The 24,509-nt window shown below is 74.7% G+C and carries 19 protein-coding genes and 1 rRNA gene; 7 read left to right on the top strand and 13 right to left on the bottom strand.

Annotation, left to right across the window (positions count from 1 at the left end; translation table 11 throughout):
- Positions 1-102 precede the first annotated feature (102 nt).
- Positions 103-1,782, bottom strand: a complete 1,680-nt coding sequence (gene pyrG / locus Sfr03f_RS29635; protein WP_108957307.1) for a CTP synthase — start codon at positions 1,780-1,782, stop codon at positions 103-105.
- Between the two features lie 482 nt (positions 1,783-2,264).
- On the opposite strand from pyrG, the gene Sfr03f_RS29630 reads away from it, so the two are divergent.
- Entirely contained in the window at positions 2,265-4,097 is a 1,833-nt protein-coding gene (locus Sfr03f_RS29630) for a glycoside hydrolase family 15 protein (protein WP_108957306.1), read from the top strand.
- 82 nt (positions 4,098-4,179) lie between these two features.
- Here the strand turns inward: Sfr03f_RS29630 and Sfr03f_RS29625 are convergent, their stop codons facing one another.
- The 3 genes from Sfr03f_RS29625 to recN form a co-directional block, all read right to left on the bottom strand.
- Positions 4,180-4,710 (bottom strand): SMI1/KNR4 family protein, encoded by a 531-nt coding sequence (locus Sfr03f_RS29625; RefSeq protein ID WP_245967836.1) that lies wholly within the window; start codon positions 4,708-4,710, stop codon positions 4,180-4,182.
- 35 nt (positions 4,711-4,745) lie between these two features.
- Entirely contained in the window at positions 4,746-5,909 is a 1,164-nt protein-coding gene (locus Sfr03f_RS29620) for a glycosyltransferase family 4 protein (protein WP_108957305.1), read from the bottom strand.
- Positions 5,910-7,196: 1,287 nt separating this feature from the next.
- The gene (gene recN / locus Sfr03f_RS29615) at positions 7,197-8,924 is read right to left on the bottom strand and encodes a DNA repair protein RecN (RefSeq protein ID WP_108957304.1); all 1,728 of its coding nucleotides are present in this window, start codon (positions 8,922-8,924) and stop codon (positions 7,197-7,199) included.
- Between the two features lie 235 nt (positions 8,925-9,159).
- Between recN and Sfr03f_RS29610 the strand changes: the two genes are divergently transcribed.
- The 4 genes from Sfr03f_RS29610 to Sfr03f_RS29595 all read left to right on the top strand — a co-directional run bounded on the left by Sfr03f_RS29610 (position 9,160) and on the right by Sfr03f_RS29595 (position 13,609).
- The gene (locus Sfr03f_RS29610) at positions 9,160-10,617 is read left to right on the top strand and encodes a mannitol dehydrogenase family protein (protein ID WP_108957303.1); all 1,458 of its coding nucleotides are present in this window, start codon (positions 9,160-9,162) and stop codon (positions 10,615-10,617) included.
- 33 nt (positions 10,618-10,650) lie between these two features.
- Entirely contained in the window at positions 10,651-11,400 is a 750-nt protein-coding gene (locus tag Sfr03f_RS29605) for an HAD family hydrolase (protein ID WP_108957302.1), read from the top strand.
- A gap of 164 nt (positions 11,401-11,564) precedes the next feature.
- Entirely contained in the window at positions 11,565-12,785 is a 1,221-nt protein-coding gene (locus tag Sfr03f_RS29600) for a hypothetical protein (protein ID WP_108957301.1), read from the top strand.
- On the top strand, positions 12,782-13,609 hold the full coding sequence (locus Sfr03f_RS29595) for an inositol monophosphatase family protein (RefSeq protein ID WP_108957300.1): 828 nt from the start codon (positions 12,782-12,784) through the stop codon (positions 13,607-13,609). The genes Sfr03f_RS29600 and Sfr03f_RS29595 overlap by 4 nt, the downstream gene beginning before the upstream one ends.
- Here the strand turns inward: Sfr03f_RS29595 and Sfr03f_RS29590 are convergent.
- Genes Sfr03f_RS29590 through Sfr03f_RS29580 form a run of 3 tightly spaced genes read right to left on the bottom strand, consistent with a single transcriptional unit; the run spans position 13,606 to position 15,615 of the window.
- Positions 13,606-14,523 (bottom strand): NAD kinase, encoded by a 918-nt coding sequence (locus Sfr03f_RS29590; RefSeq protein ID WP_108957299.1) that lies wholly within the window; start codon positions 14,521-14,523, stop codon positions 13,606-13,608. The two genes, Sfr03f_RS29595 and Sfr03f_RS29590, sit on opposite strands and share 4 nt — an antisense overlap.
- Positions 14,520-15,335, bottom strand: a complete 816-nt coding sequence (locus Sfr03f_RS29585; protein WP_108957298.1) for a TlyA family RNA methyltransferase — start codon at positions 15,333-15,335, stop codon at positions 14,520-14,522. Before Sfr03f_RS29585 ends, Sfr03f_RS29590 begins: the two co-directional genes overlap by 4 nt.
- 7 nt (positions 15,336-15,342) lie before the next feature.
- Entirely contained in the window at positions 15,343-15,615 is a 273-nt protein-coding gene (locus tag Sfr03f_RS29580) for a hypothetical protein (RefSeq protein WP_108957297.1), read from the bottom strand.
- A gap of 42 nt (positions 15,616-15,657) precedes the next feature.
- Between Sfr03f_RS29580 and Sfr03f_RS29575 the strand changes: the two genes are divergently transcribed.
- Positions 15,658-16,005 (top strand): sterol-binding protein, encoded by a 348-nt coding sequence (locus tag Sfr03f_RS29575; protein WP_108957296.1) that lies wholly within the window; start codon positions 15,658-15,660, stop codon positions 16,003-16,005.
- Here Sfr03f_RS29575 and Sfr03f_RS29570 read toward each other — a convergent pair.
- The 4 genes from Sfr03f_RS29570 to Sfr03f_RS29555 all read right to left on the bottom strand — a co-directional run bounded on the left by Sfr03f_RS29570 (position 16,002) and on the right by Sfr03f_RS29555 (position 20,294).
- Entirely contained in the window at positions 16,002-16,829 is an 828-nt protein-coding gene (locus tag Sfr03f_RS29570) for an ABC transporter ATP-binding protein (RefSeq protein ID WP_108957332.1), read from the bottom strand. The genes Sfr03f_RS29575 and Sfr03f_RS29570 overlap by 4 nt on opposite strands.
- A gap of 50 nt (positions 16,830-16,879) precedes the next feature.
- Positions 16,880-17,902, bottom strand: a complete 1,023-nt coding sequence (locus Sfr03f_RS29565; protein WP_108957331.1) for a FecCD family ABC transporter permease — start codon at positions 17,900-17,902, stop codon at positions 16,880-16,882.
- Positions 17,903-17,973: 71 nt separating this feature from the next.
- Positions 17,974-19,035: a FecCD family ABC transporter permease gene (locus tag Sfr03f_RS29560; protein WP_108957295.1), complete on the bottom strand. Its 1,062-nt coding sequence runs from the start codon at positions 19,033-19,035 to the stop codon at positions 17,974-17,976.
- Between the two features lie 227 nt (positions 19,036-19,262).
- Complete coding sequence (locus tag Sfr03f_RS29555; RefSeq protein ID WP_108957330.1) at positions 19,263-20,294, bottom strand: HAD hydrolase-like protein; 1,032 nt, start codon at positions 20,292-20,294, stop codon at positions 19,263-19,265.
- An 87-nt stretch (positions 20,295-20,381) separates the two neighbouring features.
- Here Sfr03f_RS29555 and Sfr03f_RS29550 point away from each other — a divergent pair, with 87 nt between their 5' ends.
- Complete coding sequence (locus tag Sfr03f_RS29550) at positions 20,382-21,680, top strand: DUF1015 family protein (RefSeq protein WP_108957294.1); 1,299 nt, start codon at positions 20,382-20,384, stop codon at positions 21,678-21,680.
- A 94-nt stretch (positions 21,681-21,774) separates the two neighbouring features.
- On the opposite strand, the gene Sfr03f_RS30880 is transcribed toward Sfr03f_RS29550, so the two are convergent.
- Together Sfr03f_RS30880 and rrf are read right to left on the bottom strand one after the other, a co-directional pair.
- Positions 21,775-22,722 carry a tetratricopeptide repeat protein gene (locus Sfr03f_RS30880; RefSeq protein WP_245967837.1) on the bottom strand — a complete coding sequence of 316 codons (948 nt, stop codon included), beginning with the start codon at positions 22,720-22,722 and terminating at the stop codon, positions 21,775-21,777.
- Positions 22,723-24,308: 1,586 nt separating this feature from the next.
- Positions 24,309-24,425 (bottom strand): 5S ribosomal RNA (gene rrf, locus Sfr03f_RS29535).
- Positions 24,426-24,509 lie beyond the last annotated feature (84 nt).

Genomic DNA, 24,509 nt, shown 5'->3' with positions numbered 1-24,509 from the left:
CGCGCGAAAACGCCGAAGCCGGGGCACGCTCCCCGAAGGGCGCGTACCCCGGCCACCGTATCGTCACCCGGTCGCCGCAACGATCACCGCGAGCGCCGGTGATCAGCCGGCGTAGGCGCCGGTCCGCTGCTGACGGTCGACCGCGGCCTTCACCAGGCCGGCGAACAGCGGGTGCGGGCGGGTCGGGCGGGAGCGCAGCTCCGGGTGGGCCTGGGTGGCCACCAGGTAGGGGTGCACCTCGCGCGGGTACTCCACGTACTCGACGAGCTTGCCGTCCGGGGAGGTGCCGGAGAAGACGATGCCCGTCTTCTTCTCGAGCTCCGCACGGTAGGCGTTGTTCACCTCGTAGCGGTGACGGTGGCGCTCCTCGACGTACTCCTTCTCGTCGTACACCTCGCGCACGACGGAACCCTCGGCCAGCTTGGCCGGGTACATGCCCAGGCGCATGGTGCCGCCCATGTCGCCCTCGCCGGAGACGATGTCCATCTGCTCGGCCATGGTGGAGATCACCGGGTGGGCGGTCGCCGGGTCGAACTCGGTGGAGTTGGCGTCGGCGATGCCGGCCAGGTTGCGGGCGGCCTCGATCACGATGCACTGCAGGCCCAGGCAGAGGCCGAGCAGCGGGATGCGGTTCTCGCGGGCGTACTGGATGGCGCCGACCTTGCCGGAGACGCCGCGGTCGCCGAAGCCGCCGGGGATGCAGATGCCGTCGACGTCGCCGAGCTGCTCGGCGGCGCCGGCCGGGGTCCGGCAGTCGTCGGAGGTGACCCACTTGATCTTGACGCGGGCCTTGTGGGCGAAGCCGCCGGCGCGCAGCGCCTCGGTCACCGACAGGTAGGCGTCGGGCAGGTCGATGTACTTGCCGACGAGCGCCAGGGTGATCTCGTGGTCGGGGTTGTGGACGCGGTCCAGCAGGTCGTCCCAGGTGGTCCAGTCGACGTCGCGGAACGGCAGGTCGAGCCTGCGCACCGCGTAGGCGTCCAGGCCCTCGCCGTGGATCGTCTTGGGGATGTCGTAGATGGACCGGGCGTCCGGGCAGGCCACCACGGCGTCCTCGTCGACGTCGCACATCAGCGAGATCTTGCGCTTGATGGCGGTGGGGACCTCGCGGTCGCAGCGCAGCACGATGGCGTCCGGCTGCACGCCGATGTTGCGCAGCGCGGCCACCGAGTGCTGGGTGGGCTTGGTCTTCAGCTCGCCGGAGGGGCCGATGTACGGCAGCAGCGAGATGTGCACCACGAAGACGTTGTCGCGGCCGACCTCGTGGCGGACCTGGCGGACCGTCTCCAGGAAGGGCAGCGACTCGATGTCGCCGACCGTGCCGCCCACCTCGGTGATCACGACGTCGACCTCGTCCGTCGCCATGCGGCGGATGCGGTGCCTGATCTCGTTGGTGATGTGCGGGATGACCTGGACGGTGTCGCCCAGGTACTCGCCCCGGCGTTCCTTGGCGATGACCGTCGAGTAGACCTGGCCGGTGGTGACGTTGGCCGAGCCGTCGAGGTCGCGGTCGAGGAAGCGCTCGTAGTGGCCGATGTCCAGGTCGGTCTCGGCGCCGTCGTTGGTGACGAACACCTCACCGTGCTGGAACGGGTTCATCGTGCCCGGGTCGACGTTCAGGTAGGGGTCGAGCTTCTGCATGACGACACGCAGTCCGCGGGCCTTCAGCAGCATGCCGAGGCTCGAAGCCGTCAGGCCCTTCCCGAGCGAGGAGGCGACACCCCCGGTGACGAAGATGTGCTTGGTCGTCGTGGCGTTGCTGTTTCGAAAAGCAGCGGGCATGGCCAAAGGGGGGCTCCCGTGGTGGCGGTGTCTTGGGGTTGCGGAGCGGCTTGCCGACCCGGTTTCGCCGGGGGGGCCGTCGCTGCGGTGCCGGGGTTTTTCTCCCACCGGTCCACGGGCTACCAGGGTATCAGCGCGCGGGACCGAAGGCGTCCGCGCACCCGGGCCACCGCCGTGACCTGCGGCTTCCCGGCGTCACCGGCCGCCCACCCGTTCGGATCACCTTTGTTGCCCCGAGCGTCGCGCGGATCATCATCATGCGTCGTATCCTGCTCGGACACTCGCTGACCGCCCGGCCGGGCAAGACGGCACCACCCAAGCCCGTGTCACAGGCCGTGTCCCCGGATACACCGGACATACGGGAGCGTCAGCTCACACTCAAGCGAACTACAGATTCTTTCCGCTTCACTCCCCCTTTGACTTGACCGCAAGAGAGCGACCGTCCCTGCCGGGACGATGTGGCCGTTCGACTGGAGTTGCACGTGGCCGGGCGTATCGAGGACTACGCACTCATCGGAGACATGCAGACCGCCGCCCTGGTCTGCCGGGACGGCACGGTGGACTGGCTGTGCCTGCCCCGCTTCGACTCTCAGGCCATCTTCGCCGGCCTGCTGGGCACCGAGGATCACGGGTTCTGGCGCGTCGGGCCCGCCCACGCGCCGGAGGCCGGGGCGCCCGCGGCCACCCGCCGCCGCTACCGGGGCGACTCCCTGGTCCTGGAGTCGGAGTGGGACACCCCACAGGGCACCGTCCGGGTGACCGATTTCATGCCGCCGCGTGACGGGGCCCCGCAGGTCATCCGGATCGTGGAGGGCGTCTCGGGCCGGGTCCCGATGCGCTCGGCGCTGCGGATGCGGTTCTCCTACGGCCGCATCGTGCCGTGGGTGCACCGCCGCAACGGGCGCCTGGTCGGCGTCGCCGGCCCGGACTCCGTCTGGTTCGACACCGACGTGCTCGAGGCGGCCGGCGAGGAGGACGACCTGACCACCTTCGGCCAGGACCTCACCACCTACACCGACTTCGACGTCTCGGAGGGCGACCGGTTCGGCTTCACGCTGTCCTGGCAGCCCTCGCACAAGGAGCCGCCGCCGCTGCCGGAGCCCGAGCAGGCGCTGGCGGCGACCGACGACTTCTGGCGCGAGTGGGTCGCCCTGTGCACGTACCACGGCCCCTACCGGGAGGCCGTGATCCGTTCGCTGATCACGCTGAAGGCGCTCACCTACGCCCCCACGGGCGGCATCGTCGCCGCGCCGACCACCTCGCTGCCCGAGGAGATCGGCGGCGTCCGCAACTGGGACTACCGCTACACGTGGCTGCGCGACGCGGCGATCACCCTGTCCTCGCTGCTGCGCACCGGCTACCGCGAGGAGGCCCGCGCCTGGCGCGAGTGGTTGCTGCGGGCGGTCGCGGGCGACCCGGAGAACCTGCAGATCATGTACGGCATCGCCGGCGAGCGCGAGCTCGGCGAGGCGGAGCTGGACTGGCTGCCGGGCTACGAGAACTCCGCCCCGGTCCGGGTCGGCAACGGCGCGGCCCACCAGCTGCAGCTGGACGTCTACGGCGAGACCATCGAGGCGCTGCACCTGGCGCACATGACCGGCCTGTCGCGCAACGACTACGCCTCGCAGCTCCAGCTGAAGCTGATCAGCTACCTGGAGAACCACTGGAACCAGCCGGACGAGGGCATCTGGGAGGTGCGCGGCCCGCGCCGCCACTTCGTGCACTCCAAGGTCATGGCCTGGGTGGCGGTGGACCGCACCATCAAGCTGGTCGAGTCCGGCGACGCGGAGGGCCCGCTGGAGCGGTGGCGGGAGCTGCGCGACGACATCCACCGGGACGTCTGCGAGAAGGGCTACGACCCGGAGCGCAACACCTTCACCCAGTCGTACGGCTCCCAGGAGCTGGACGCGTCGCTGCTGCTGATCCCGCAGGTCGGTTTCCTGCCGCCGGACGACAAGCGGGTCATCGGCACGATCGAGGCGATCCAGCGGGAGCTGTCGACGCCGGACGGCTTCATCCTGCGCTACCCCACCCATCCGGGTGAGGACAACGTGGACGGCCTGGCGGGCGACGAGGGGGCGTTCCTGGCCTGCTCCTTCTGGATGGCGGACGACCTGGCGATGATCGGGCGGGTCGAGGAGGCGCGGCAGCTGTTCGAGAAGCTGCTGTCCCTCCGCAACGACCTGGGGTTGCTGGCGGAGGAGTGGGACTCCAAGCACCAGCGTCAGGTCGGCAACTTCCCCCAGGCCTTCAGTCACGTGCCCCTCATCGACACCGCCCTCCGCCTCACCGCCTCCGGCGCCTACGGCGGCTGACCCCGCCCGGGCGGGCCCGCGCCACCCGGCCGGGCCCGCCCCCTGGCGCCGCGACACCGCCGGCGGGCGCCGCGGGGACGTCTCAGCGGCAGAGGGCGAGGACGGTTTCCTCGAGGTCGGGCACGCCCTCGGCGGCGTCGCGGAGGATCGCCTCCGGGGCCCGCCTCCTCCCGGCCGCGAACCGTTGCGCCACCGCCGTCATGCCCGGGTGCGGCCGGACCGCCCGCTCCCCGTCCGCCGCCCCGCCCCGTGGGCGACGTCCGTCGGGCCCGTCCCCTGCGCCAGCAGCCACAGGAAGTCGTCCAGGTCGCGGGCGAGATGCACCGTCTCCCCCTCCGACCCCAGGTACACCACCGGCTGCCCGGCCGGTGGCCCCCCCCTCCCTCACCAGCCACAGCGCCACGAGCCCGCCCGCGCCCTGCTGCCCGAAGACGCGGAACATGTCACCGTCCACGTCGTCGTTGCCCGTCCAGGCACGGAACCACTGCGTGGTCTCCTCGGCGGACAGGAAGTCGCCGTACGGCTCGTAGTCGATGCCACGCCCGTCGTCGTAGGGGAAGGCGACCCGGCTCACGGCCGCCAGCGCCTCGGGGAAGGTCCGGTCGTCGGTCATGGACGGCACCGTAGCCCTGGGGACGGACAGTCCGGTCAGCCGAGCGGCAGGGGCTGGGTGAGCTCGTCGTAGACGCTGAGGACCTGGGCGACCGTCTCGTCCTCCGTGGGCCACGCCGCGGCCTGCAGGAGGCCCCGCCGCACCAGTTCCTCGCGCCACGCCTGGTCGGCCAGGACCGCGGAGACCTTCCCGGCGAGGGCGCCGGCGTCGCCCTCCGGTACCAGTTCCGCGCCGTCACCGACCAGTTCGGCCATCCCCGGCAGGTCCGCCGCGACCAGCGGAACCCCCGCGTGCAGCGCCTCCTGCGCGAGCAGCGAGCGGCCCTCCACGCAGTCCGGCACCACCGCCACGTCCGCCGCCGTCAGCAGCGACGCCAGGTCGTGCCGCCACCCCAGCAGCCGGACCGGCAGCCCTTCCCGCTCGATCCGCTGCTGCAGTTCCCCGCGCAGCGAGCCTTCCCCGCACACCACGACCAGCGGGCCGTCGCCCTCGCCCCGCCACCGCCGCGCGGCGTCCAGCAGCAGCCGGTGCCCGCGGCCCTCCTCCAGCGCGCCCACCGTGAGGACCAGAGGCCGCCCCAGCGCGCCGAGTTCGGCCCGCAGCTTCGCCCGCCGGTCGCCGTCGGGGCCGTCCCCGCGTTCTCCCCCGGCGGGCCGCGCGCCGCCCGCCGGCAGGGCGCGCGGCAGGCCCGCCGCCGACAGCCGCGCGTCCCGGGCGCCCCGCCGCCGGGCCCGGTCCACCAGGCCGGAGGAGGTGCCGAGGACCACCGCGGCCGCCCGCGCCACCCGCCGCTCCAGCATCTTCAGCACGGCTGCCCGCGCCGCGCCCTCGGCCCGGGCACGGTTGTGCCAGGTCACCACCAGGGGCGTGCGCCGGCCGCCCAGCGCGAGCACCGTGCGGAACGAGGCGTGCAGTCCGTGCGCGTGCACCAGGTCGGCGTCGGCGCACGCGATGCGCAGCGCGGCCACCGAGGCGGGGTCGCTGCTGCGCGGGATCGGCACGTGCCGCGCTCCGACGGCGGTGAACCCGTAGGTGTGTTCGGTCTCGCTGGGGGCGCACACCGTCACCCGCACGCCCCTGGCGACCAGGCCGGCGGTCAGCGACCGCACGTGGGTGCTTCCGGCCGCGCTGCCGCCGGTCACCTGGACGGTGCGCAGCGGCCTGAGGCCGGCGGGGGCGGGGGTGCTCACAAGGGTCACGGGCGCCTGGGCTCCTGGTCGAGCGTCGTGCGGTCTTCGTGCGGTCGGTCACCGGGTGCGGCGGCCGGGCGGCGGGCCCGCGAGGGTCCCCCGCCGCCCGGCCGTGCTCGTTCGGTCGCCGCCTAGGATGCCAGAGCCCGGACGGCCCGCCGACCGGCTCCACCCGCACGGCCCAGCCGCATGGGCCGGCTGCCCCGCCCCGCCACCGTTCCGGGCGGCCCGCCACCGAGCCCGCACCGCCCGATCGGGGCCGGACCCGCCGCTGAGACGGCACTGCCCGATCGGGACCGGATCCGCCACCGAGGCCGCGCCGTGCGAGCAGAGCCGGCCCTGCCCCCAAGACCGCGCCGTGCGATCGGGGCTCGACCCGCTTGACGAGACCGCACCGCCCAATCGAAGCCCGGACCCGCCGCCGAGGCTGCACCGTCGGATCGGTGCCGGATCCGCCGCCGAGGCTGCGCCGTCGGATCGGTGCCGGATCCGCCGTCGAGGCCGCGCCGTCCGATCGGGACCCGCCCCACCGCCGACGCCACACCGTGCGAGCAGAGCCCGACCCGCCGCCGAGACCGCATCGTCCGTTCGGGTCCCCACCCGCTTGACGAGACCACACCGCCCAATCGAAGCCCGGACCCGCCGCCGAGGCTGCACCGTCGGATCGGTGCCGGATCCGCCGCCGAGGCTGCGCCGTCGGATCGGTGCCGGATCCGCCGTCGAGGCCGCGCCGTCCGATCGGGACCCGACCCACCGCCGACGCCACACCGTGCGAGCAGAGCCCGACCCGCCGCCGAGACCGCATCGTCCGTTCGGGGCCCGACCCGCTTGACGACACCGCACCGCCCAATCGAAGCCCGGACCCGCCGCCGAGGCTGCGCCGTCGGATCGGTGCCGGATCCGCCGTCGAGGTCGCCCCGTCCGTGCGGGACCCGACCCACCGCCGACGCCGCACCGTCCGATCAGAGCCCGACCCGCCGCCGAGACCGCGCCGTGGCGATCGGGGCCCAGACCCGCCGACGAAGCCGTACCGCCCGATCGAGGCCGGCCCCGCCGCCGAGGCCGCGCCGTCCGGGCTGGGCCGGATCCGCCGCCGAGGCCGCGCCCTGCGATCGGGGCCCGACCGCCCGACGAGGCTCCACCGCCCGATCGGGCCGGACCCCCCGACGGGGCGGGACCAGCCGATGGGGCGGGATTCGCGGAGGGCGGCGCGGGCGCTCTGCCGGGCGGGGCGACGCGCTCGCCGAGGGCCCGCGGCGAGGTCCCGCCCGGGGGCCGCCGCGGGACCCGCCCGGCTCAGAGCTCGGCGCGCGCCGCCGCCGCCGACTCCAGCAGTTCCTCGGCGTGGGCCCGGGCCGTCTCGGAGTCCTCCTGGCCCGCCATCATCCGCGACAGCTCACGGATCCGGTCCTCCCCCTCGAGCACCTTCACGCCCGAGCGGGTGACCGACCCGTCGTTGGTCTTCTCCACCAGCAGCTGCCGGTCAGCGAACGCGGCCACCTGCGGCAGGTGGGTGACGACGACGACCTGCGCCGTCCGCGCCAGCCGGGCGAGGCGGCGGCCGATCTCGACCGCGGCCTTGCCTCCGACGCCCGCGTCGACCTCGTCGAACAGGTAGGTCGGGACGGGGTCGGTGCCGGCGAAGACCACCTCGACGGCGAGCATCACCCGCGACAGCTCACCGCCGGACGCCCCCTTGGCGATCGGCCGCGGCGGCGCGCCGGGGTGCGGGGCGAGCAGCAGCTCGACCTCGTCGACGCCGGCCGGCCCGTAGGCGACGGTGCGGCCGCCGACCTCGACGCCCTCGGGGTCCTCGGTCTGCCGGACGGAGAACGAGACGCGCGCGTGCGGCATGGCCAGCGAGGCCAGCTCCTCGGTGACGGCGGCCGCGAACCGCTCGGCGGCCTCGGTGCGCGCGTCGGTGAGCTGCTGCGCCAGCGTGCCGAGCTCGGCGCGCAGCGCGTCGCGCTCGGCGGTGAGCTCGCCCACCCGGTCGTCGTCGCCCTCGAGCTCGGTGAGCCGGGCGGCGGACTGCTCCGCCCAGGCCAGCACGGCGGCGACGTCCTCGCCGTACTTGCGCGTCAGCGCGGTCAGCGCGGCCCGGCGCTCCTCCACGGCGGCGAGCCGGCGCGGGTCGGCGTCCAGGTTCCCGGCGTACCCGGCGAGTTCGCCGGAGACGTCGGCGAGCAGGATGCCGATCTCGCCGACCCGGTCGGCCAGCGCGGCCAGCGACGGGTCGTGCGAGCGGACCGCCTCCAGGGCGCGCTGGGCGCCCGAGACGAGGGAGCCGGCGTCGATGCCCTCGGGGTCCTCCGGGTCGCCGGCCAGGGCGGTGTGCGCCACGGTGGCGGCCTGCGCCAGCGCCTCGGCGTGCCCGAGCCGCTGCGCCTCGGCGGCCAGCTCGGTGTCCTCGCCCGGCCGCGGCTCGACGGCGTTGATCTCCTGCAGGCCGTACCGGAGCAGGTCGGCCTCCTGGGCGCGCTCGCGGGCCCGGGTGGTGATCTCCTCCAGTTCGGCGGAGACCGTCCGCAGCCGCCGGTAGGCGTCCGTGTACTTCTCCAGCGGGCCGGCCACCGCTCCGCCCGCGTACCGGTCCAGCGCCTGGCGCTGGCGGTTCTGCTTGAGCAGGCCCTGCTGGTCGGTCTGCCCGTGCACCGCGACCAGTTCGTCGGCCAGCTCCGCGAGGAGCCCGACGGGCACACCGCGTCCGCCCAGGTGGGCGCGCGAGCGGCCCTCGGCGGAGACCGTGCGGCTGATCAGCAGGGCGCCGTCGTCGAGCTCGGCGCCGGCCTCCTCGGCCCGGGTGACCACGGGCGCGCCGGCAGGCAGCGCGATCCGGCCCTCGACCACCGCGTTCTTCGCGCCGATCCGCACCAGGGCGGGATCGGCGCGTCCGCCGAGCAGCAGACCGAGGCTGGTGACGACCATCGTCTTGCCCGCGCCGGTCTCGCCCGTGACGGCGGTGAAACCGGGGGACAGCTCGACCACCGCGTCGTCGATGACTCCGAGCGACCGTATCCGCATCTCCTCCAACACGCCCCCGACCTTACGAGGTCCCGGGCCGTGATCGCGACGCCGCCCCCGTCGCCCAGGCGTGTCTCCCGCGGCGGACCGCCCCACGCAGTGCATGTGTCATGGAATTTCCCCCAATGACCGTTTCCGGACACCGCGCGCTGGAAACGCGGACCACGTCCCGCCTGCACGGCGGGCCGAACACGTGAGAAGCAGGGCTACCCGAGGCGCACCACGGAGGATCGCGATGTCGGAACCGGCACCACCCGTCCCGGTCCTGAACGACCGCAGCCTCGACGCTCCGCACCGTCACGAGCTGCGCACCCCGGGCTACGACCGCACGGAGCTCGAACCGGCCGTCGTCCACTTCGGGGTCGGCGGCTTCCACCGCGCGCACCAGGCGGTCTACTTCGACGAGCTGGCCGAGCTGGGTTTCACCCGGTGGGGCGTGATCGGCGTCGGGATGAGCCGGCCGGAGATGGGGCAGGTCCTCGACGCGCAGGACAACCTCTTCACCGTCGTCCAGCGCGGCACCGCCGACGACAGCGCGGCCAAGGTCATCGGGTGCGTGGTCGAGTACCTGCTGCTGACGGAGCACCGGCGGGACGTGGCGGAGCGCCTGGCCGATCCGCGCATACGGCTGGTGACCCTGACGATCACCGCCAACGGCTACGTCCTCCCGGACGACCCGGAGGAGGCGGACGCCTCGGTGTTCGGGCTGGTCGTCGACGCGCTGGACGCACGCCGGCGGGCCCGCCGGGCCCCGTTCACCGTGCTGTCGTGCGACAACCTCCCCGACAGCGCGGCCGCCACCCGGGACGCGGTGCTGGCCCTGGCCGGACGGCGCGATCCCGCACTGGCCCGGTGGATCGGGGAGCGGATCTCCTTCCCCGGCAGCATGGTCGACCGCATCACGCCGGCGACCACCCCGGAGGACCGGGACGAGGTCGAGGACGACTTCCGGGTCGGCGACCGCTGGCCGGTGATCACCGAACCGTTCACCCAGTGGGTGATCGAGGACGACTTCTGCAACGACCGGCCGCCGCTGAACCGCGTCGGAGCCCTGTTCGTGGACGACGTCGCCCCGTACAAGCTGATCAAGAGCCGGCTCCTCAACGGCGTGCACTGCGCCTTGGGCTACGTCGGCCGGCTGGCCGGCCACGAGAGCACCGACGAGGCGATGGGCGACCCGGCCGTGGCCGATTTCGTCGAGCGGCTGATGCGCGAGGAGATCGCCCCCCTGCTCCCGCCGGACGTCCCCGGCATGAACCCCGCGGAGTACTGCGGCACGGTGCTGGAGCGCCTGAGCAATCCCAGCATCGGGGATCCGCTGGCCCGGCTGTGCCGCCGGGGCTCCACCAAGGTGCCGGACTACCTGCTGCCGTCGCTGCACGACGCACACGCCCGGGACTCCGCCCGCGCACGACTGGACTTCGCCGTCGCCGCGTGGATGCGCTACCTGCGCGCGGTGGACCTCGACGGGCGGCCGATCGACGTCCAGGACGTCCGTGCCGAGGAGTTGCGGGACGCGGCCCTGCGGGGCGGGGACGATCCGGGCCCGTTGCTTGCCTTCACCGACGTGTTCGGCGACCTGGCCGCCGACGACGAGGACGTGACCGTCATCCACCGGTCGCTGGCCGGCGCCTTCGGCAGCCGCCGGAGCCTGCGGTCCGCGCTCGCCTCCCCGCCCCCGCCCGGCGCCTGACCGGCCGCCCCCACACCCGACCGCAGGAGACCCATGAGCATCCCGGACCTGACCCGTGTCACGACGCTGCTGCTCGACGCGGACGGCACCCTGTTCCCCTCGGAGGAACCGGCCTTCGACGCCTCGGCGGTCGTCACCCGGGACTTCGCGCGCAGTTTCGGCCTGACGGGGGACCTGTCCCCCGAGACCTTGCGGCGCACCACCACCGGCAAGAACTTCCGGTCCACGGCCCGCATGCTCGCCGAACGCCAGGGCGTCCACCTGGGCCCCGACCGTCTGGAGGAGTGGGTGGAACGCGAGAAGACCGAGGTCACGGCCCACCTCGGCCAGGTGCTCACCCCGCGCCCGGACGTGCTCGCGGCGCTGTCGGCGCTCCGCGCCCGCTACCGGCTGGCCGTGGTGAGCTCCAGCGCCCTGACGCGGCTCGCCGCGTGCTTCGGCGCCAGCGGCCTGGACCGCCTGCTTCCGGCGGAGTGCCGCTTCAGCGCGGAGGACAGCCTGCCGGAGCCGACCAGCAAGCCCGACCCGGCGATCTACCGCTTCGCCCTCACCCGGCTCGGGCTGACGCCCCACCAGGCACTCGCCGTGGAGGACTCGGCCACCGGAGCGGCGTCGGCGGTGGCGGCGGGCGTCACCACCGCGGGCCTGGTGCAGTTCGTCCCGCCCGCCGAACAGGACGAGAGGGCCGGGCAGCTGCGCGACGCCGGGGCCGCCTGGGTGCGGCGGAGCTGGGACGAGGTCACCGCCGACCTCGCCGGGGACACCTCCCGGGTGGCCACGTGAGCGGCCGGGAGCGCGTACGCGGGGTCACGACGTCGCCGTTCGGGCCGCGGCCCCGGCCGGTCGCGCGGCGGGCGCCCGCGCCCGTGAACGCCGGCCCGTCCCCCGCGCCCGCGCCCTCGCCCGCGCCCTCGAACGGTGAGCCGCCTGCCGCCCGCCCACGCTCCATGCCCGGCTACCTGGCGATGCCCCGCCCCAAGGACGCGGTCAAGGGACTGCTGATGCCCTTCACCTTCGCCCTGGCCGTCGTCGCCGGAGCCGACGTGACGGGGTGGACGCTGGCGCGGGCCCTGGTCGTCTGGGGGGCTCTGGAGCTGCTCGTCTATCCCGCCCGCTACCAGTGGAACGACATACGCGGCTTCGCCGCCGACCAGCGGCACCCCTCCCGGCGGGACCGCGGCCGCCTGCCGGGCCCGATGGACCGGGCCCGCGCCCACGTCGCCGCCAGCTCCGCCGTCGCGGTGGCCCGCCTGGTGGCCGTCGCGGTCCTGGCCCTGGCCCTGCCGGGGCTGCGGCTGGGCGGATTCCTCCTCGCGGTGACCGGCGCGGTCCTCGGCGTGGCGGTCGTCTACGAGGCCCTGCGCGCACGGGGCTCCGGCAGCGGCGACGCGTTCCCTCCGCCGGTGCGGCCGACGGTGGTCGCGCTGTGGCTGGTCGTGGGGGCCGGGTACGTCGTGCGCGGCATGACCGGCCTGGCGCTGGCCGTCGACCTCGGCCGGCGTCCGGCTCTCGCGGTCTTCGCCGGCCTGGCACTGTGGGCCTTCGGGACCGCCTTCGTCACCAGCCGGTGGGTGACGGAGAGCCTGGCGTTCGCCACCTCCGACCACGGCCGGCTCCGCTGGACCGCGCGGGCCGACCAGGGCCGCGAGCACCTGCTGGCACTGACGCGCTGGCTGCCGCCCCGCATGCCCCGCCCGACGGCCGCTCCCGCCGAGTGGGCGCCCCTGCGCGGGCGCACCCCGCCGACCGCACCGTGGAACGCGGCGCTGCTGACGGCGGGCGCCGCCGCGGGCCTGACGGGAGTCCTGCTGACCGCGCCGCACCCCTCGCCGGGAACGGCCGCCCTCGCGGCCGGGCTGGGCGCGGCGGGAACCGCGGCGGTGATCCTCGCCCCGGGGCGGCGCCCCGTCGTCGTCGCGGCCGGGGCCACCGTGCTACTGCTCGCACTCCTGGCGACCGCGCAGCCCCGGCCGGTGGCCGCCCTGCTGCCCTGGCTGGCCCTGATGGCCGCCCACCTCAGCTTCAGCAGCCGCTCCCTCAGCACCATGGGCGCGCTGTCGCGGCGCCTGCGCACCGCGACGGCCGCCGCCCTCGCCCCGGTCTGCCGCCTGGTGATCGGCGAGGCCACCTGGGAGGCCGTCCGCAAGAACGCGGGTGGGCCCGGATGACCGCGACCGTGGACCTCGACGGCCTGCTCGACCTCGCTCGCGACGCCTGCCGCGCGGGCGCCCGGGAAGCCGTCTCCTGGCGCGGCCGCGCGCACCGGCTGCTCGTCGAGGAGAAGGCGGCTCCCGACGACCTGGTCAGCCAGGCCGACCGGAGCACCGAACAGGTCATCCGCTCCTTCCTGACGGAGCGTCGCCCGGACGACGCCGTCCTCGGTGAGGAGGCCGGCATCAGCCCGGGCCACGGCGGGGTCCGGTGGATCGTCGACCCGATCGACGGAACCACCAACTACCTCTACGGGCGTCCCGACTGGGCGGTCAGCGTCGCGGCCGCCGACCCCGGGGACGGCCGGCTGCTCGCGGGCGTGGTGGCCGAGCCGGCGCTCGGCCACCTGACCTGGGCCCGGGCGGGCGCGGGCACCACGGCGGACGGCGCCCCGGCCGCCGCGCTGCGCCACGACGACCTCACCCGCTCCCTGGTGGAACTCAACCTCGGCCGGCCCGCTCAGCGCCGCTGGGCGGGCGCCGTGGTGGACGTCCTGCTGCCGCGGGTGCGGGACCTCCGCCGCGGGGGCAGTGCGGCGTCCGCCCTCGCACAGGTCGCCACCGGCCGCGCGGACGCTCTGTGGGCGCCGGGTCTGCAGCCGTGGGACTGCGCGGCGGGCGCGCTGCTGGTCCAGCGGGCCGGCGGGACGGTCGGCGACCTGGCGGGCCCGACACCGGGAACCTGGCCCCCGAGCGGCGACGTCCTGGCCGCCCCGCCGGCCCTCTGGGAGCCCCTGCGCGCACTCCTCGCCGGGGTGTTCCCCGCCGGTGACGACACCTAGTGCGGCGCGCCGCGCCAGCCGGAGACGGGGAGGGCGAACTTGGCGACCAGCCGGTCGGTGAACGAGGCGTGGTGCAGCCGCGCCAGCCGCACCGGCACGGCACCCCGGCGGACCTCCACCCGTGCCCCGGGCGGCAGTTCGACCGTGCGCCGCCCGTCGCACCACAGCACGCCGGGCGGGATGTGCGGCAGCACCTCCACCACCAGCACCGAGTCCGGCGAGGTGACCAGCGGCTTGGCGAACAGCGCGTGCGCGCTGATCGGCACCATCAGCAGCGCCTCGACCTCGGGCCACACCACCGGCCCGCCGGCCGAGAAGGCGTAGGCGGTCGATCCGGTGGGCGTGGCGCAGATGATGCCGTCGCAGCCGAAGCCGGTCACCGGCCGTCCGTCGATCTCCAGGACGACCTCGAGGAGCTTCTCCGCGGAGACCTTCTGCACGGCGGCCTCGTTGAGCGCCCAGTCGGTGTGGACGACGCTGCCGTTGCGGTGCACCTCCACGTCGACCGTCATCCGCTCCTCGACCTCGTAGTCGCGGGCGACCACCCGCTCCACGACCTGGTCAAGCGCGTCCCGCTCGGCCTCGGCGAGGAAGCCGACCCGGCCCAGGTTGACGCCCAGCATCGGCACCCCGGAGGCGCGGGCGAACTCCGCGCCGCGCAGCAGGGTGCCGTCGCCGCCGAGGACGACCAGCAGTTCGCACCCGTCCAGGCAGTCGGGCGTGGCCTCGGCGACCAGCTGCACGCTGTCCGGCAGCGGCAGGTCGTGCGCCTCGGACTCCAGCACCCGCACGCCGAGCCCGGCGTCGAGCAGTCCGCGCACCACCAGTTCGGCGCTGCGGATGGCCGCGGGACGCCCCGTGTGGGCGAGCAGGAAGACCGTGCGGTCCTGCCCGTCCGTTCTGCATTCGCTCAACGCGGCCCCTCCGCCACTGCGCGTTCGACGTCGGCCGGGTCCAGGGCGGGAGCCCCGGCACGCAGCCACAGGAAGTACTCGACGTTCCCGGACGGTCCGGGCAGCGGGCTGGCGGTCACGCCCAGGACGCCGAGCCCCAGCTCGCCCGCCCTCCGCGCGACCTCCCGCACCGCCTCGGCGCGCAGCTCCGGGCTGCGCACCACGCCTCCGCTGCCGAGGCGGTCCTTGCCCACCTCGAACTGCGGCTTGACCATCAGCACCAGATCCGCGCCGGGCGCCGTGCACCGCACCAGGGCGGGCAGCACCAGGCCGAGCGGGATGAACGACAGGTCGCCGACGACCAGGTCGACGGGTACGCCGTCGATCTGTTCCAGGGTCAGCTCCCGGACGTTGGTGCGGTCCTTCACCGTCACCCGGTCGTCGCTCTGCAGCGACCAGGCGAGCTGCCCGTAGCCGACGTCGACGGCCACCACGTGGGCCGCGCCGGCGCGCAGCAGCACGTCGGTGAACCCGCCGGTGGAGGCGCCGGCGTCCAGCGCCCGCCGCCCCTCGACCTTCAGGCCCTTCGGCACGAACGCCTCCAGCGCGCCGGCCAGTTTGTGGCCGCCCCGCGAGACGTACTCGGGGTCGCTGTCGTCCTGCGCGACCACGATCGCCGCCGCGGTCTCCACCTGGGTGGCGGGCTTGGTCGCCACGGCCTTGCCGACGGTGACCCGCCCGGCGGCGATCAGCTGGCTCGCGTGCTCCCGCGAGCGGGCCAGCTTCCTGCGCACCAGCTCGGCGTCGAGACGGCGGCGTGCCACTCCTGCCACGTTCGGTTCAGCTCCTGTTGTCGTGCGGCATCGACGCGATGGGGTTGTCCAGCGCGGTGAGCGCCTCGCGCAGCGCCCGGTGTACATCCTCGTACACCTCGAGGTGGCCGTCGGCGGCGAGGTGGTCGGCGTCGGCGAGCCGCTCCAGCGCGGTGTCGACCCGGGCGTCGCCGGTGGGCGTGCGGGGCACCCCGAGCGGGGCGGGGGCGGCCGGGTCGTCGGCCTGCTCCCGCGCCCCTTCGGCCTCCTCGGCCGCCGGTTCGGGTGGTGTGTCGCTCATGGCACGACGCTACCGCGTGGAGCGGGGGTACCGTCTGTCGCGATGGCCACGATCGAGGAGTGCCGTGCGGCACTGGAGGAGCTCGCCGGGCGCCTGGCGTCCGCGCCGGACCGGGTGCGGGAGGCGGCGACGGCCGAGCGGAGCGTGAGCTGCCGGGTCACCGATCTGGACGTCACCTTCACCGGGCGGCTGACGGGGGGACGGCTCGAGGTGCTGGACACCGTGCGGGGGCGGCCGCCGGAGCCGGCCCGCATCCGTCTGTCCACCACCGGCGACGACCTCCTCGCCCTGGTCGCCGGCGCCCTCCCCTTCCCCCGCGCCTGGGCCACCGGCCGCCTCACGCTCGAAGCCCCCCTCCGCGACCTGCTGCACCTGCGCACCCTCCTCTAGAGGGACGCCGCCCGGGCCTTGCGTGCCGCGGGGACGACCAGGGGGGTGCCCGTCTCCGGGTCCGGGATCACCTGGCACCGGATCCCGAAGACCCGCTCCACCAGCTCCGCCGTCACCACGTCCCCCGGCGCGCCCTCGGCCACCACTTCGCCGTCCCGCAGCGCGATCAGGTGGGTCGCGTACCGCGCCGCGTGGTTGAGGTCGTGCAGGACGGCCACCAGCGTCCGCCCGTGCTCCTCGTGCAGCTCCGCGCACAGGTCCAGCACGTCGAGCTGGTGCTGGATGTCCAGGTACGTCGTCGGCTCGTCCAGCAGCAGCAGCGGCGTCTCCTGGGCGAGCGCCATCGCGATCCACACCCGCTGCCGCTGTCCCCCGGACAGCTCGTCGACGTACCGGTCCCCCAGCTCGGCGACGCCGGTGCGCTCCATGGACTCCCGGACGACCCGCTCGTCCTCGGGGGACCACTGCCGCAGCAGCCCCTGGTGCGGGTAGCGGCCGCGGGCCACCAGGTCGGCGACCGTGATGCCGTCCGGGGCGACCGACGACTGCGGCAGCAGCCCCAGTGTCCGCGCCACCTTCTTCGCCGGCAGCGACTGGATGACCTGCCCGTCCAGCAGCACCCGCCCCTCGCTCGGCCGCAGCATCCGCGACAGCGCCCGCAGCAGCGTCGACTTCCCGCAGGCGTTGGGGCCGACGATCACCGTGAAGGAGTTGTCGGGGATCTCCACCGACAGCTCCCGCGCGATGACCCGCTGCTCGTAGGCGAGGGTGACGTTCTCGGCCGACAGTCGGTTGCCCACGGCGCCGGTGCTCCTCTTCAACATGTCCTCGATGCCCGTCGTTGCGGCGCCGTCGGCGCCGTCGGGTCGCGCGCTCATACCCGCCCGGCCTTCCGCTCGGAGACCAGCAGCCACAGCAGGTAGAGGCCGCCCAGCGCGCCGGTGACCACGCCGACCGGCAGCTGGTCGGAACCGAAGGCCCGCTGCGACAGCAGGTCCGCGACGATCAGCAGCGCCGCGCCCATGGTCATGGAGGGCACCAGGTTCGGCCCCGGCGTCCGGGTCAGCCGCCGCGCGAGCTGCGGCGCGGTGAGCGCCACGAACGCCACCGGCCCGGCCGCCGCCGTCGCGGCCGACGCCAGCAGCACCGCGCAGCCCAGCAGGACCAGCCGCACCCGCTCGACGCGCACGCCCAGCGCGTAGGCCGCGTCGTCGCCCATCTCCGTCATCCGCAGGCCCCGCTCGTTGGCCAGCACCAGCGGCACCAGCACCAGGCACAGCGCCAGCAGCGGCCACACCTGGGCCCAGTCCCGGCCGGACAGCGAGCCGGTCATCCACACCACCGCCCGCGCGGCGTCGACCATGTCGGCCTTGGTGATCAGGTAGCTGTTGACCGCGGTCATCACCGCGCTGACGCCGATGCCGACCAGCACCAGCCGGTAACCGTGCACGCCGCGCTTCCAGGCGAGCAGGTAGATCGCCGTGCCGGTGACCAGTCCGCCGACCAGCGCGCCCGCCGTCACCGCGGCGGCGCTGCCGGAGAACAGCACGATCATGGTCAGCGCGCCCGCCGTCGCGCCCTGGCCGAGGCCGAGGATGTCCGGGCTGCCCAGCGGGTTGCGCGAGACGGCCTGGAACAGCGCGCCCGCCAGTCCCAGCGCGGCGCCGACCAGCAGCCCCACCAGCACGCGCGGCAGCCGCAGCTCCCGCACGATCAGCTCGTCCGCCGGGTGCCCCGAGCCGAACAGCACGGTCAGCACGTCCGTGAAGGACATCGGGAAGTCACCGGTGCCGATCAGCACCACCGCCGTGGCGAGGGCGACGAGGGCCAGCACCGCGACCACGGCCACCGCGCGCACCCGGATCCGCAGCGAGACGCGCCCGCCGATCCGCAGCACCGCCTGGGGCGAGGAGCGGCGCGGCGAGGTCCCGGCCGGGGCGGCCGGGCGTGAGGAGGCCTTCGGGGTTGTCACAGCTGCGCCGTCCTCCGCCGTCGGACCAGGAAGATGAAGAGCGGCCCGCCGATGACCGCCGTGACGATGCCGACCTGCAGCTCGGACGGCCGCACCACGACCCGCCCGATCACGTCGGCGCCCAGCAGCAGCACCGGGGAGAGCACGGTGGCGTAGGGCAGGATCCAGCGCAGGTCCGGCCCGGTGAAGGAGCGCACCACGTGCGGCACCATCAGGCCGACGAAGACGATCGGTCCGCAGGCCGCGGTGGCCGCCCCGCACAGCAGGGTGGCCGCCAGCATGGACAGCGCCCGGGTCCGGTTGAGGTGGGCGCCGAGCGCCCGGGCGGTGTCGTCGCCCATCTCCATCGCGTTCAGCGGCCGGGCCAGCGCCAGCGCCAGCACCGTGCCGACGGCGATGAACGGCAGCACCTGCCCGATGCTCTGCCAGGACGCGGCGCCCAGCGAGCCGACGGTCCAGAACCGCATCCGGCCCAGCGCCGCCTCGTCGAGGATCATCAGCGCCTGCAGGTAGCCCTGGAGGGCGGCGGCGATCGCCATGCCCGCCAGCGCCAGCCTGACCGGCGTCGCGCCCCGGCTCCCGCCGAGGAACCACACCAGCGCGCCCACCACCATGGCGCCCGCGAAGGCGAACCACACGTAGCCGCCGAGCGAGGTGACGCCGAAGAAGGTGATGGCCGTGACGACCGCCGCCGAGGCGCCCGCGTTGATGCCGAGCAGGCCGGGATCGGCGAGCGGGTTGCGGGTGAGCGCCTGGAGCACCGCTCCGGCCAGGCCCAGCGCGGCGCCCGCCAGCAGCCCCAGCACGGTCCGCGACAGCCGCTCCCCGACGACGACGTCGCCGTAGGTTCCGGTGTCCGCGAAGAGGCCGTGCCAGACCTGGCCCATGGCCAAGGGCTTGGCGCCGACCGCGATGCTCGTCATCGCGACGACGACCAGCAGCGCGAGGGCCGCCACCAGGCCGACGGCCTTGGCGGCGGAGCGCCGCCGCCGGGGCGGCCGTGCGGCCTCGGCGGCCGGCTGCGCGACGCGCTGCTCGGAGGGAGCGTCTGTGAACACCCGGTTAGGTTAACCTAACCAACCCGCGGCCCCGCTCCCCCGTTCTCCAGCCGTACACGCGGTCCCGTACCAGCGGTCCCGTGCGAGGGGCCCCGCACCCGCGGTCCGGCACGTGCGGTCGCCGCACCCGCGGTCCCGTATGTGCGGTCGCCACATACGCGGTCCCTCACCCGCGGCGAGTGGCCCCGCGCCCGCGGCCGGTGAGTCCTGGCGGCCGCCCTCCGCGGTCAGAGCCCCAGCCGGGCCAGCGCCTTCCCCGTGTCGAGAAGGCAGGCGTCCGCCCCGCCGGCCGTCCAGGCCGCCGCGCACAGCGCCCGCAGCCCGTCCAGCGGTTCGCCGTCCCCGTCCAGCGACAGCTCCCGCGGACCGGCCGTCGCCGTCCAGCCGCCGCACCGGAAACCGTCGCCCTCGGGCGTCACCTCCGGCTGCGGCGCCAGCAGCCCCCGCAGGTCGGCGTCGACGTAGGTGGGCCGGTGCTCCGGCACCGCCGCCAGCAGCCGGGCCCCGTCGGTGACCCCGGTGAGCACCAGCAGCGAGTCCACGTCTCCGTTGAAGGCGCCCTCGATGTCGGTGTCCAGACGGTCCCCGACGACCAGCGGCCGCCGCGCGCCGGTCCGCAGCACGGTCTCCCGGTGCATCGGCGGCAGCGGCTTGCCCGCCACCCTCGGCTCGGCGCCCGTGGCCAGCCGCACCACCTCGACCGCCGCCCCGTTCCCGGGCGCGATGCCCCGCGCCGTCGGCACCGTCAGATCGGTGTTGGACGCGAACCACGGCAGACCGCGCGCGATGGCGTAACAGGCCTCCGCGAACCGCCCCCAGGCCATCTCGGGTCCGCCGTAGCCCTGGACCACGGCGGCCGGGTCGTCGTCCGCCGACTCGACCGGCACCAGGCCGCGTTCCCGCAGCGCCACCCGCAGACCCTCGCCGCCGACCACCAGCACCCGCGAGCCCTGCGGCAGCGCCTCGGCGACCAGCCGGGACACCGCCTGCGCCGAGGTGATCACCTCACCGGCCTCGGTCGGTATGCCCAGCTCCGTCAGGTGCCCGGCCACCGTGTCGGGCGTCCGCAGCGCGTTGTTGGTGACGTAGGCGAGCCGCATGCCCGCGTCCCGCGCGACGGCCAGCGAGTCCACCGCGTGCACGATGGCCTCCCCGCCCGCGTACACCACGCCGTCCAGGTCGAGCAGGGCCGTGTCGTAGGCCTCGCGCAGCACCTGCCCGCCGCTGCCCTCGGGCCGGGTCCTGACGGTCTGGCTCATGTCCATCGCTCCTTCTGCGCCGCTGGGGGTCTCCAGCCCTCTTCCCCCGATGATCCCTCACGCCAGGTGCGCACATACGATGCTCCAATGAGCACAGCAGGTCACCACGGGGAACAGGGGCGGCAGAGCGGACTCGAACTCGGCCCGTTCCGCGGCCTGCGCTACGCCGCCGACCGGGTTCGCTCCCTGGCCGCCGTCACCTCTCCGCCCTACGACGTGGTGGTCCGCCCCGACGGGCTCCACCACCTGGAGGCGCTGGACCCGCACAACATCGTCCGGCTGATCCTCCCGCAGGCCCTCGACCCCGACGAGCGCAACGCGCGCGCCGCCGCGACACTGCGCCGCTGGCTCGACGACGGCGTGCTGACCGTCGAGGAGCGGCCCGCGCTCTACGTGTACGAGCAGCGTGCCGTCGACGGCACGCTGCAACGCGGCCTGATCGGCGCCCTCCGCCTCTCCGACCCCGACGAAGGTGTGGTCCTCCCCCACGAGGACGTGATGCCCCATGTGGTGGCCGACCGGGCCGCCCTGATGCGGGCGACCTCCGCCAACCTCGAACCGCTGCTGCTCTCCTACCGGAGCGACGGCGAGGCGTCCGGCGCCGCAGCCGTCGTCGAGGCGGCCGCGGCCCGTGAACCGCTGCTGTCCACCGTGACCGAGGACGGGGTCGCCCACCGCCTGTGGGCCGTCACCGACCCCGCCGAGCAGGCAACGGCCCAGGACGACCTGCGCGGCCGGCAGGCCCTCATCGCCGACGGTCACCACCGCTGGGCCACCTACCTCAGGCTCCGTGACTCCCAGCAGCCCTCCCCCGGCCCGTGGGACCACGGTCTGGTGCTCCTGGTCGACACCGCCCGCTATCCGCTGCGGGTCCGCGCCATCCACCGCCTGCTGCGCCGGCTGCCGGTCGCCGACGCTCTGGCCGCCCTGACCGGCCTGTTCCGCGTCCGCCGCCTGGACGTCACCCTGACGGAGGCCTTGGACCACCTCGCGGCGGCGTCCGCCGAAGGCAACGCCTTCCTGCTCGCCGGCGACGGCGCCTTCCACCTGGCCGACCGCCCCGATGCCGCGCTGCTCGCCCGCACGGTGCCGTCCGGGCGGCCCGACGCCTGGCGCTCGCTGGACGCCACCGTGCTGCACTGCGCGTTGCTCGAGCACGTCTGGCAGGTCCCCGAGGACTCGCCGGAGCAGATCACCTACATCCACGACGCGGAGGCCACCGTCCGGAAGGCCCAACGGGAGGGCGGCACGGCCGTCCTGCTGCACCCGGTGCGCGAGGACGTGGTCCGCGAGCTGGCCCAGCAGGGCGTCACCGTGCCCCGCAAGTCCACGTCCTTCGGGCCGAAGCCGGCCTCGGGGCTGGTCCTCCGCCTGGTCGGCGAATGACACGGAGCGGGAAACGAGAAAGGGCGGGGCCTTCCGGCCCCGCCCTTTCCCACTCACCGCCTCACGCGCCGGGGGACCCGAGGGTCACCCGCCGTCAGACCTGGTCGTCGTCCCCGGACTTCTTCCGGTCGACGTCCTCGCGGTCCGCGTGGTCGGCGTCGTCCTCGTCGATCTCGTCGTCCTCGTGGCCCTCGTGCTCTTCGAGCCCGAAGTCGTCCGCGACGTCGTCGTCCTGGTCCCGCTCCTCGTGGTCACCCTCGGTGCGCCGCTCGTCCCGCTCCTCGGCGTCCTCCGTGTCCTCCGCGGCGACGGGCACCCCGGTGACGGAACCGAGCGCCTGCTCGCCCTCGTCGGCGGCGTCCTCGTCCAGCGCGTCCACGAACTCCACGCCGTCCAGCTCGGCCAGCCGGTCCGAGGCGTCGGTGCTGCCGTCACGGTCGGACTCGACCGCCTTGGCGAACCACTCACGCGCCTCCGACTCGCGTCCGGCCTCGAGCAGCGCGTCCGCGTAGGCGTACCGCAGCCGCGCGGTCCACGGGTGCACGGCGCTGGAGGCCAGCTCCGGGCTCTGCAGCGTCACGATCGCCGCGTCCAGCTGACCCATGTCACGGCGGGCGCCGGCGGCGACCAGACGCATCTCGACCTGGCCGGCCTTGTCCAGCTTCTGCACGTCGGGGGCACCGGCCATGTCGAGGGCCTTCTCGGGCCGGCCCATGCCGCGCTCGCAGTCGGCCATCACGGGCCACAGTTCCACGTTGCCGGTCATCCGGCGGGCGGCACGGAACTCGGCCAGTGCCTCGGAGTACTTCTGGTTCGCGTAGGCGGCGAAGCCGGCGGCCTCACGCACCGCGGCGACACGCGACGCGAGCCGCAGCGCCACCCGGGAGTAGCCGTAGGCGCCCTCGGGGTCCTCGTCGATCAGCCGGGCGACCATCACCAGGTTGCGCGCGACGTCCTCGGCGAGCGTCTTCGGCAGGCTCTGGAGTTCCTGCTTGACGTCCTTGTCCAGCTCGTCACCGGTGACCTCCTCGGGGATCGGCAGCCGCTTGATCGGCTCGCGATCCCGCTCACGCTCCCGCTCCTCGCGGAAACGCCCGCCACCGCCGCCGCCACCGCGACGGTCGTCCCGGCCGCGGTACCCACCGCGGTCGTCGTCCCGGCGCCCACCACGGAACCCGCCGCGGTCGCCGCCACGGTCCCCGCGGTCGTCACGGCGGAAACCGCCACGGTCCCCACCGCGATCGTCGCGACGGTCGTCCCGACGGAAGCCACCACGGTCCCCGCCGCGGTCGTCGCGGCCGCGGAAGCCGCCGCGGTCGTCGTCCCGGCGCGGGCCACGGTCGTCACGACGCTCGAACCCACCACGGTCACCACGGTCGTCCCGACGGAAACCGCCACGGTCCCCACCGCGATCGTCGCGACGGTCATCCCGACGGAAGCCACCACGGTCTCCCCCGCGGTCGAACTCGCGGCGCTCGCCGCCGCGGTCGTCGCGGCCGCGGAAACCGCCGCGGTCGTCGTCCCGGCGCGGGCCACGGTCGTCACGACGCTCGAACCCACCACGGTCACCACGGTCGTCACGGCGGAAACCGCCACGGTCCCCACCGCGGTCGTCACGGCCGCGGAAGTCGCTCCGCTGCGGCCGCTCACCGCGGTTGTCGTCCCGCCGGAAGCCGCCACGGTCTCCCCCGCGGTCGAACTCACGGCGCTCGCCGCCGCGGTCGTCGCGGCGGAAGCCGCCCCGGTCGTCGTCCCGGCGCGGACCACGGTCGTCACGACGCTCGAACCCACCACGGTCGTCACGGCGGAAGCCGCCCCGATCGCCGCCGCGGTCGTCACGCCGGCCGAAGCCGCCACGGTCCCCGCCGCGATCGTCGCGGCCGCGGAAGCCGCCGCGGTCGTCGTCCCGCCGCGGACCACGGTCGTCACGACGGAAGCCGCCACGGTCTCCCCCGCGGTCGAACTCGCGGCGCTCGCCACCGCGGTCGTCGCGACGGAAGCCCCCACGGTCGTCGTCCCGGCGCGGACCACGGTCATCGCGGCGGAAGCCCGGACGGTCGCCGCCGCGGTCATCGCGGCGGAAGCCCGGACGGTCGCCGCTGTCCCGGCGGAACCCGGGCCGATCACCACCCTCGCGACGGAACCCGCCGCGTTCGCCTCCGCGGTCACCGCGGTCACCGCGGTCGTCACGGCGGAAACCACCGCGGTCTCCGCCGCGGTCGTCGCGGCCGCGGAAACCGCCGCGGTCGTCGTCCCGGCGCGGGCCACGGTCGTCACGTCGCTCGAACCCACCACGGTCACCACGGTCGTCACGGCGGAAGCCGCCCCGATCGCCGCCGCGGTCGTCACGCCGGCCGAAGCCACCGCGGTCGCCGCCCCCCTGGCGCGGGCCTCGGTCGTCCCTGCGGAAGCCGCCGCGGTCTCCGCGGTCACCACCGTCCCGGCGGCGTGGCTCGCGCTCGGGGCGCTCGTCGGGAGAGTTGGTGGACATCGGTGACTCCTAGTCTTCGGTACGGCTAACCATCGTCGCGCAGTCGGGTTCCCGCACTGCGGCAAAGCAAAAAGGGAAAAACAAAAAGGACCCCCAGCCCCAGCTGAACGCTGGGACCGAGGGTCCTCCAAAAAATTGTTCGGCGGCGTCCTACTCTCCCACAGGGTCCCCCCTGCAGTACCATCGGCGCTGTGAGGCTTAGCTTCCGGGTTCGGAATGTAACCGGGCGTTTCCCTCACGCTATGACCACCGAAACCCTATTGGTTTCGAGCGAACAAGCACACTTTTCAGTTTGAGAGTTCTGCTCTGAGCCGGCAACTGTTCGTTGCCTCAGAACT

Source organism: Streptomyces fragilis, from assembly GCF_003112515.1.
Classification (GTDB): Bacteria; Actinomycetota; Actinomycetes; order Streptomycetales; family Streptomycetaceae; genus Streptomyces; species Streptomyces fragilis.
This window is presented reverse-complemented; position numbering and strand designations above follow the sequence as displayed.

Excerpts from the sequence above, each read along its gene's own strand:
- pyrG (WP_108957307.1), bottom strand. The coding sequence starts at position 1,782 with ATGCCCGCTGCTTTTCGAAACAGCAACGCCACGACGACCAAGCACATC.
- Sfr03f_RS29625 (WP_245967836.1), bottom strand. The coding sequence starts at position 4,710 with ATGACCGACGACCGGACCTTCCCCGAGGCGCTGGCGGCCGTGAGCCGG.
- recN (WP_108957304.1), bottom strand. The coding sequence starts at position 8,924 with ATGCGGATACGGTCGCTCGGAGTCATCGACGACGCGGTGGTCGAGCTG.
- Sfr03f_RS29610 (WP_108957303.1), top strand. The coding sequence starts at position 9,160 with ATGTCGGAACCGGCACCACCCGTCCCGGTCCTGAACGACCGCAGCCTC.
- Sfr03f_RS29605 (WP_108957302.1), top strand. The coding sequence starts at position 10,651 with ATGAGCATCCCGGACCTGACCCGTGTCACGACGCTGCTGCTCGACGCG.
- Sfr03f_RS29600 (WP_108957301.1), top strand. The coding sequence starts at position 11,565 with ATGCCCGGCTACCTGGCGATGCCCCGCCCCAAGGACGCGGTCAAGGGA.
- Sfr03f_RS29595 (WP_108957300.1), top strand. The coding sequence starts at position 12,782 with ATGACCGCGACCGTGGACCTCGACGGCCTGCTCGACCTCGCTCGCGAC.
- Sfr03f_RS29580 (WP_108957297.1), bottom strand. The coding sequence starts at position 15,615 with ATGAGCGACACACCACCCGAACCGGCGGCCGAGGAGGCCGAAGGGGCG.
- Sfr03f_RS29575 (WP_108957296.1), top strand. The coding sequence starts at position 15,658 with ATGGCCACGATCGAGGAGTGCCGTGCGGCACTGGAGGAGCTCGCCGGG.
- Sfr03f_RS29570 (WP_108957332.1), bottom strand. The coding sequence starts at position 16,829 with ATGTTGAAGAGGAGCACCGGCGCCGTGGGCAACCGACTGTCGGCCGAG.
- Sfr03f_RS29555 (WP_108957330.1), bottom strand. The coding sequence starts at position 20,294 with ATGAGCCAGACCGTCAGGACCCGGCCCGAGGGCAGCGGCGGGCAGGTG.
- Sfr03f_RS29550 (WP_108957294.1), top strand. The coding sequence starts at position 20,382 with ATGAGCACAGCAGGTCACCACGGGGAACAGGGGCGGCAGAGCGGACTC.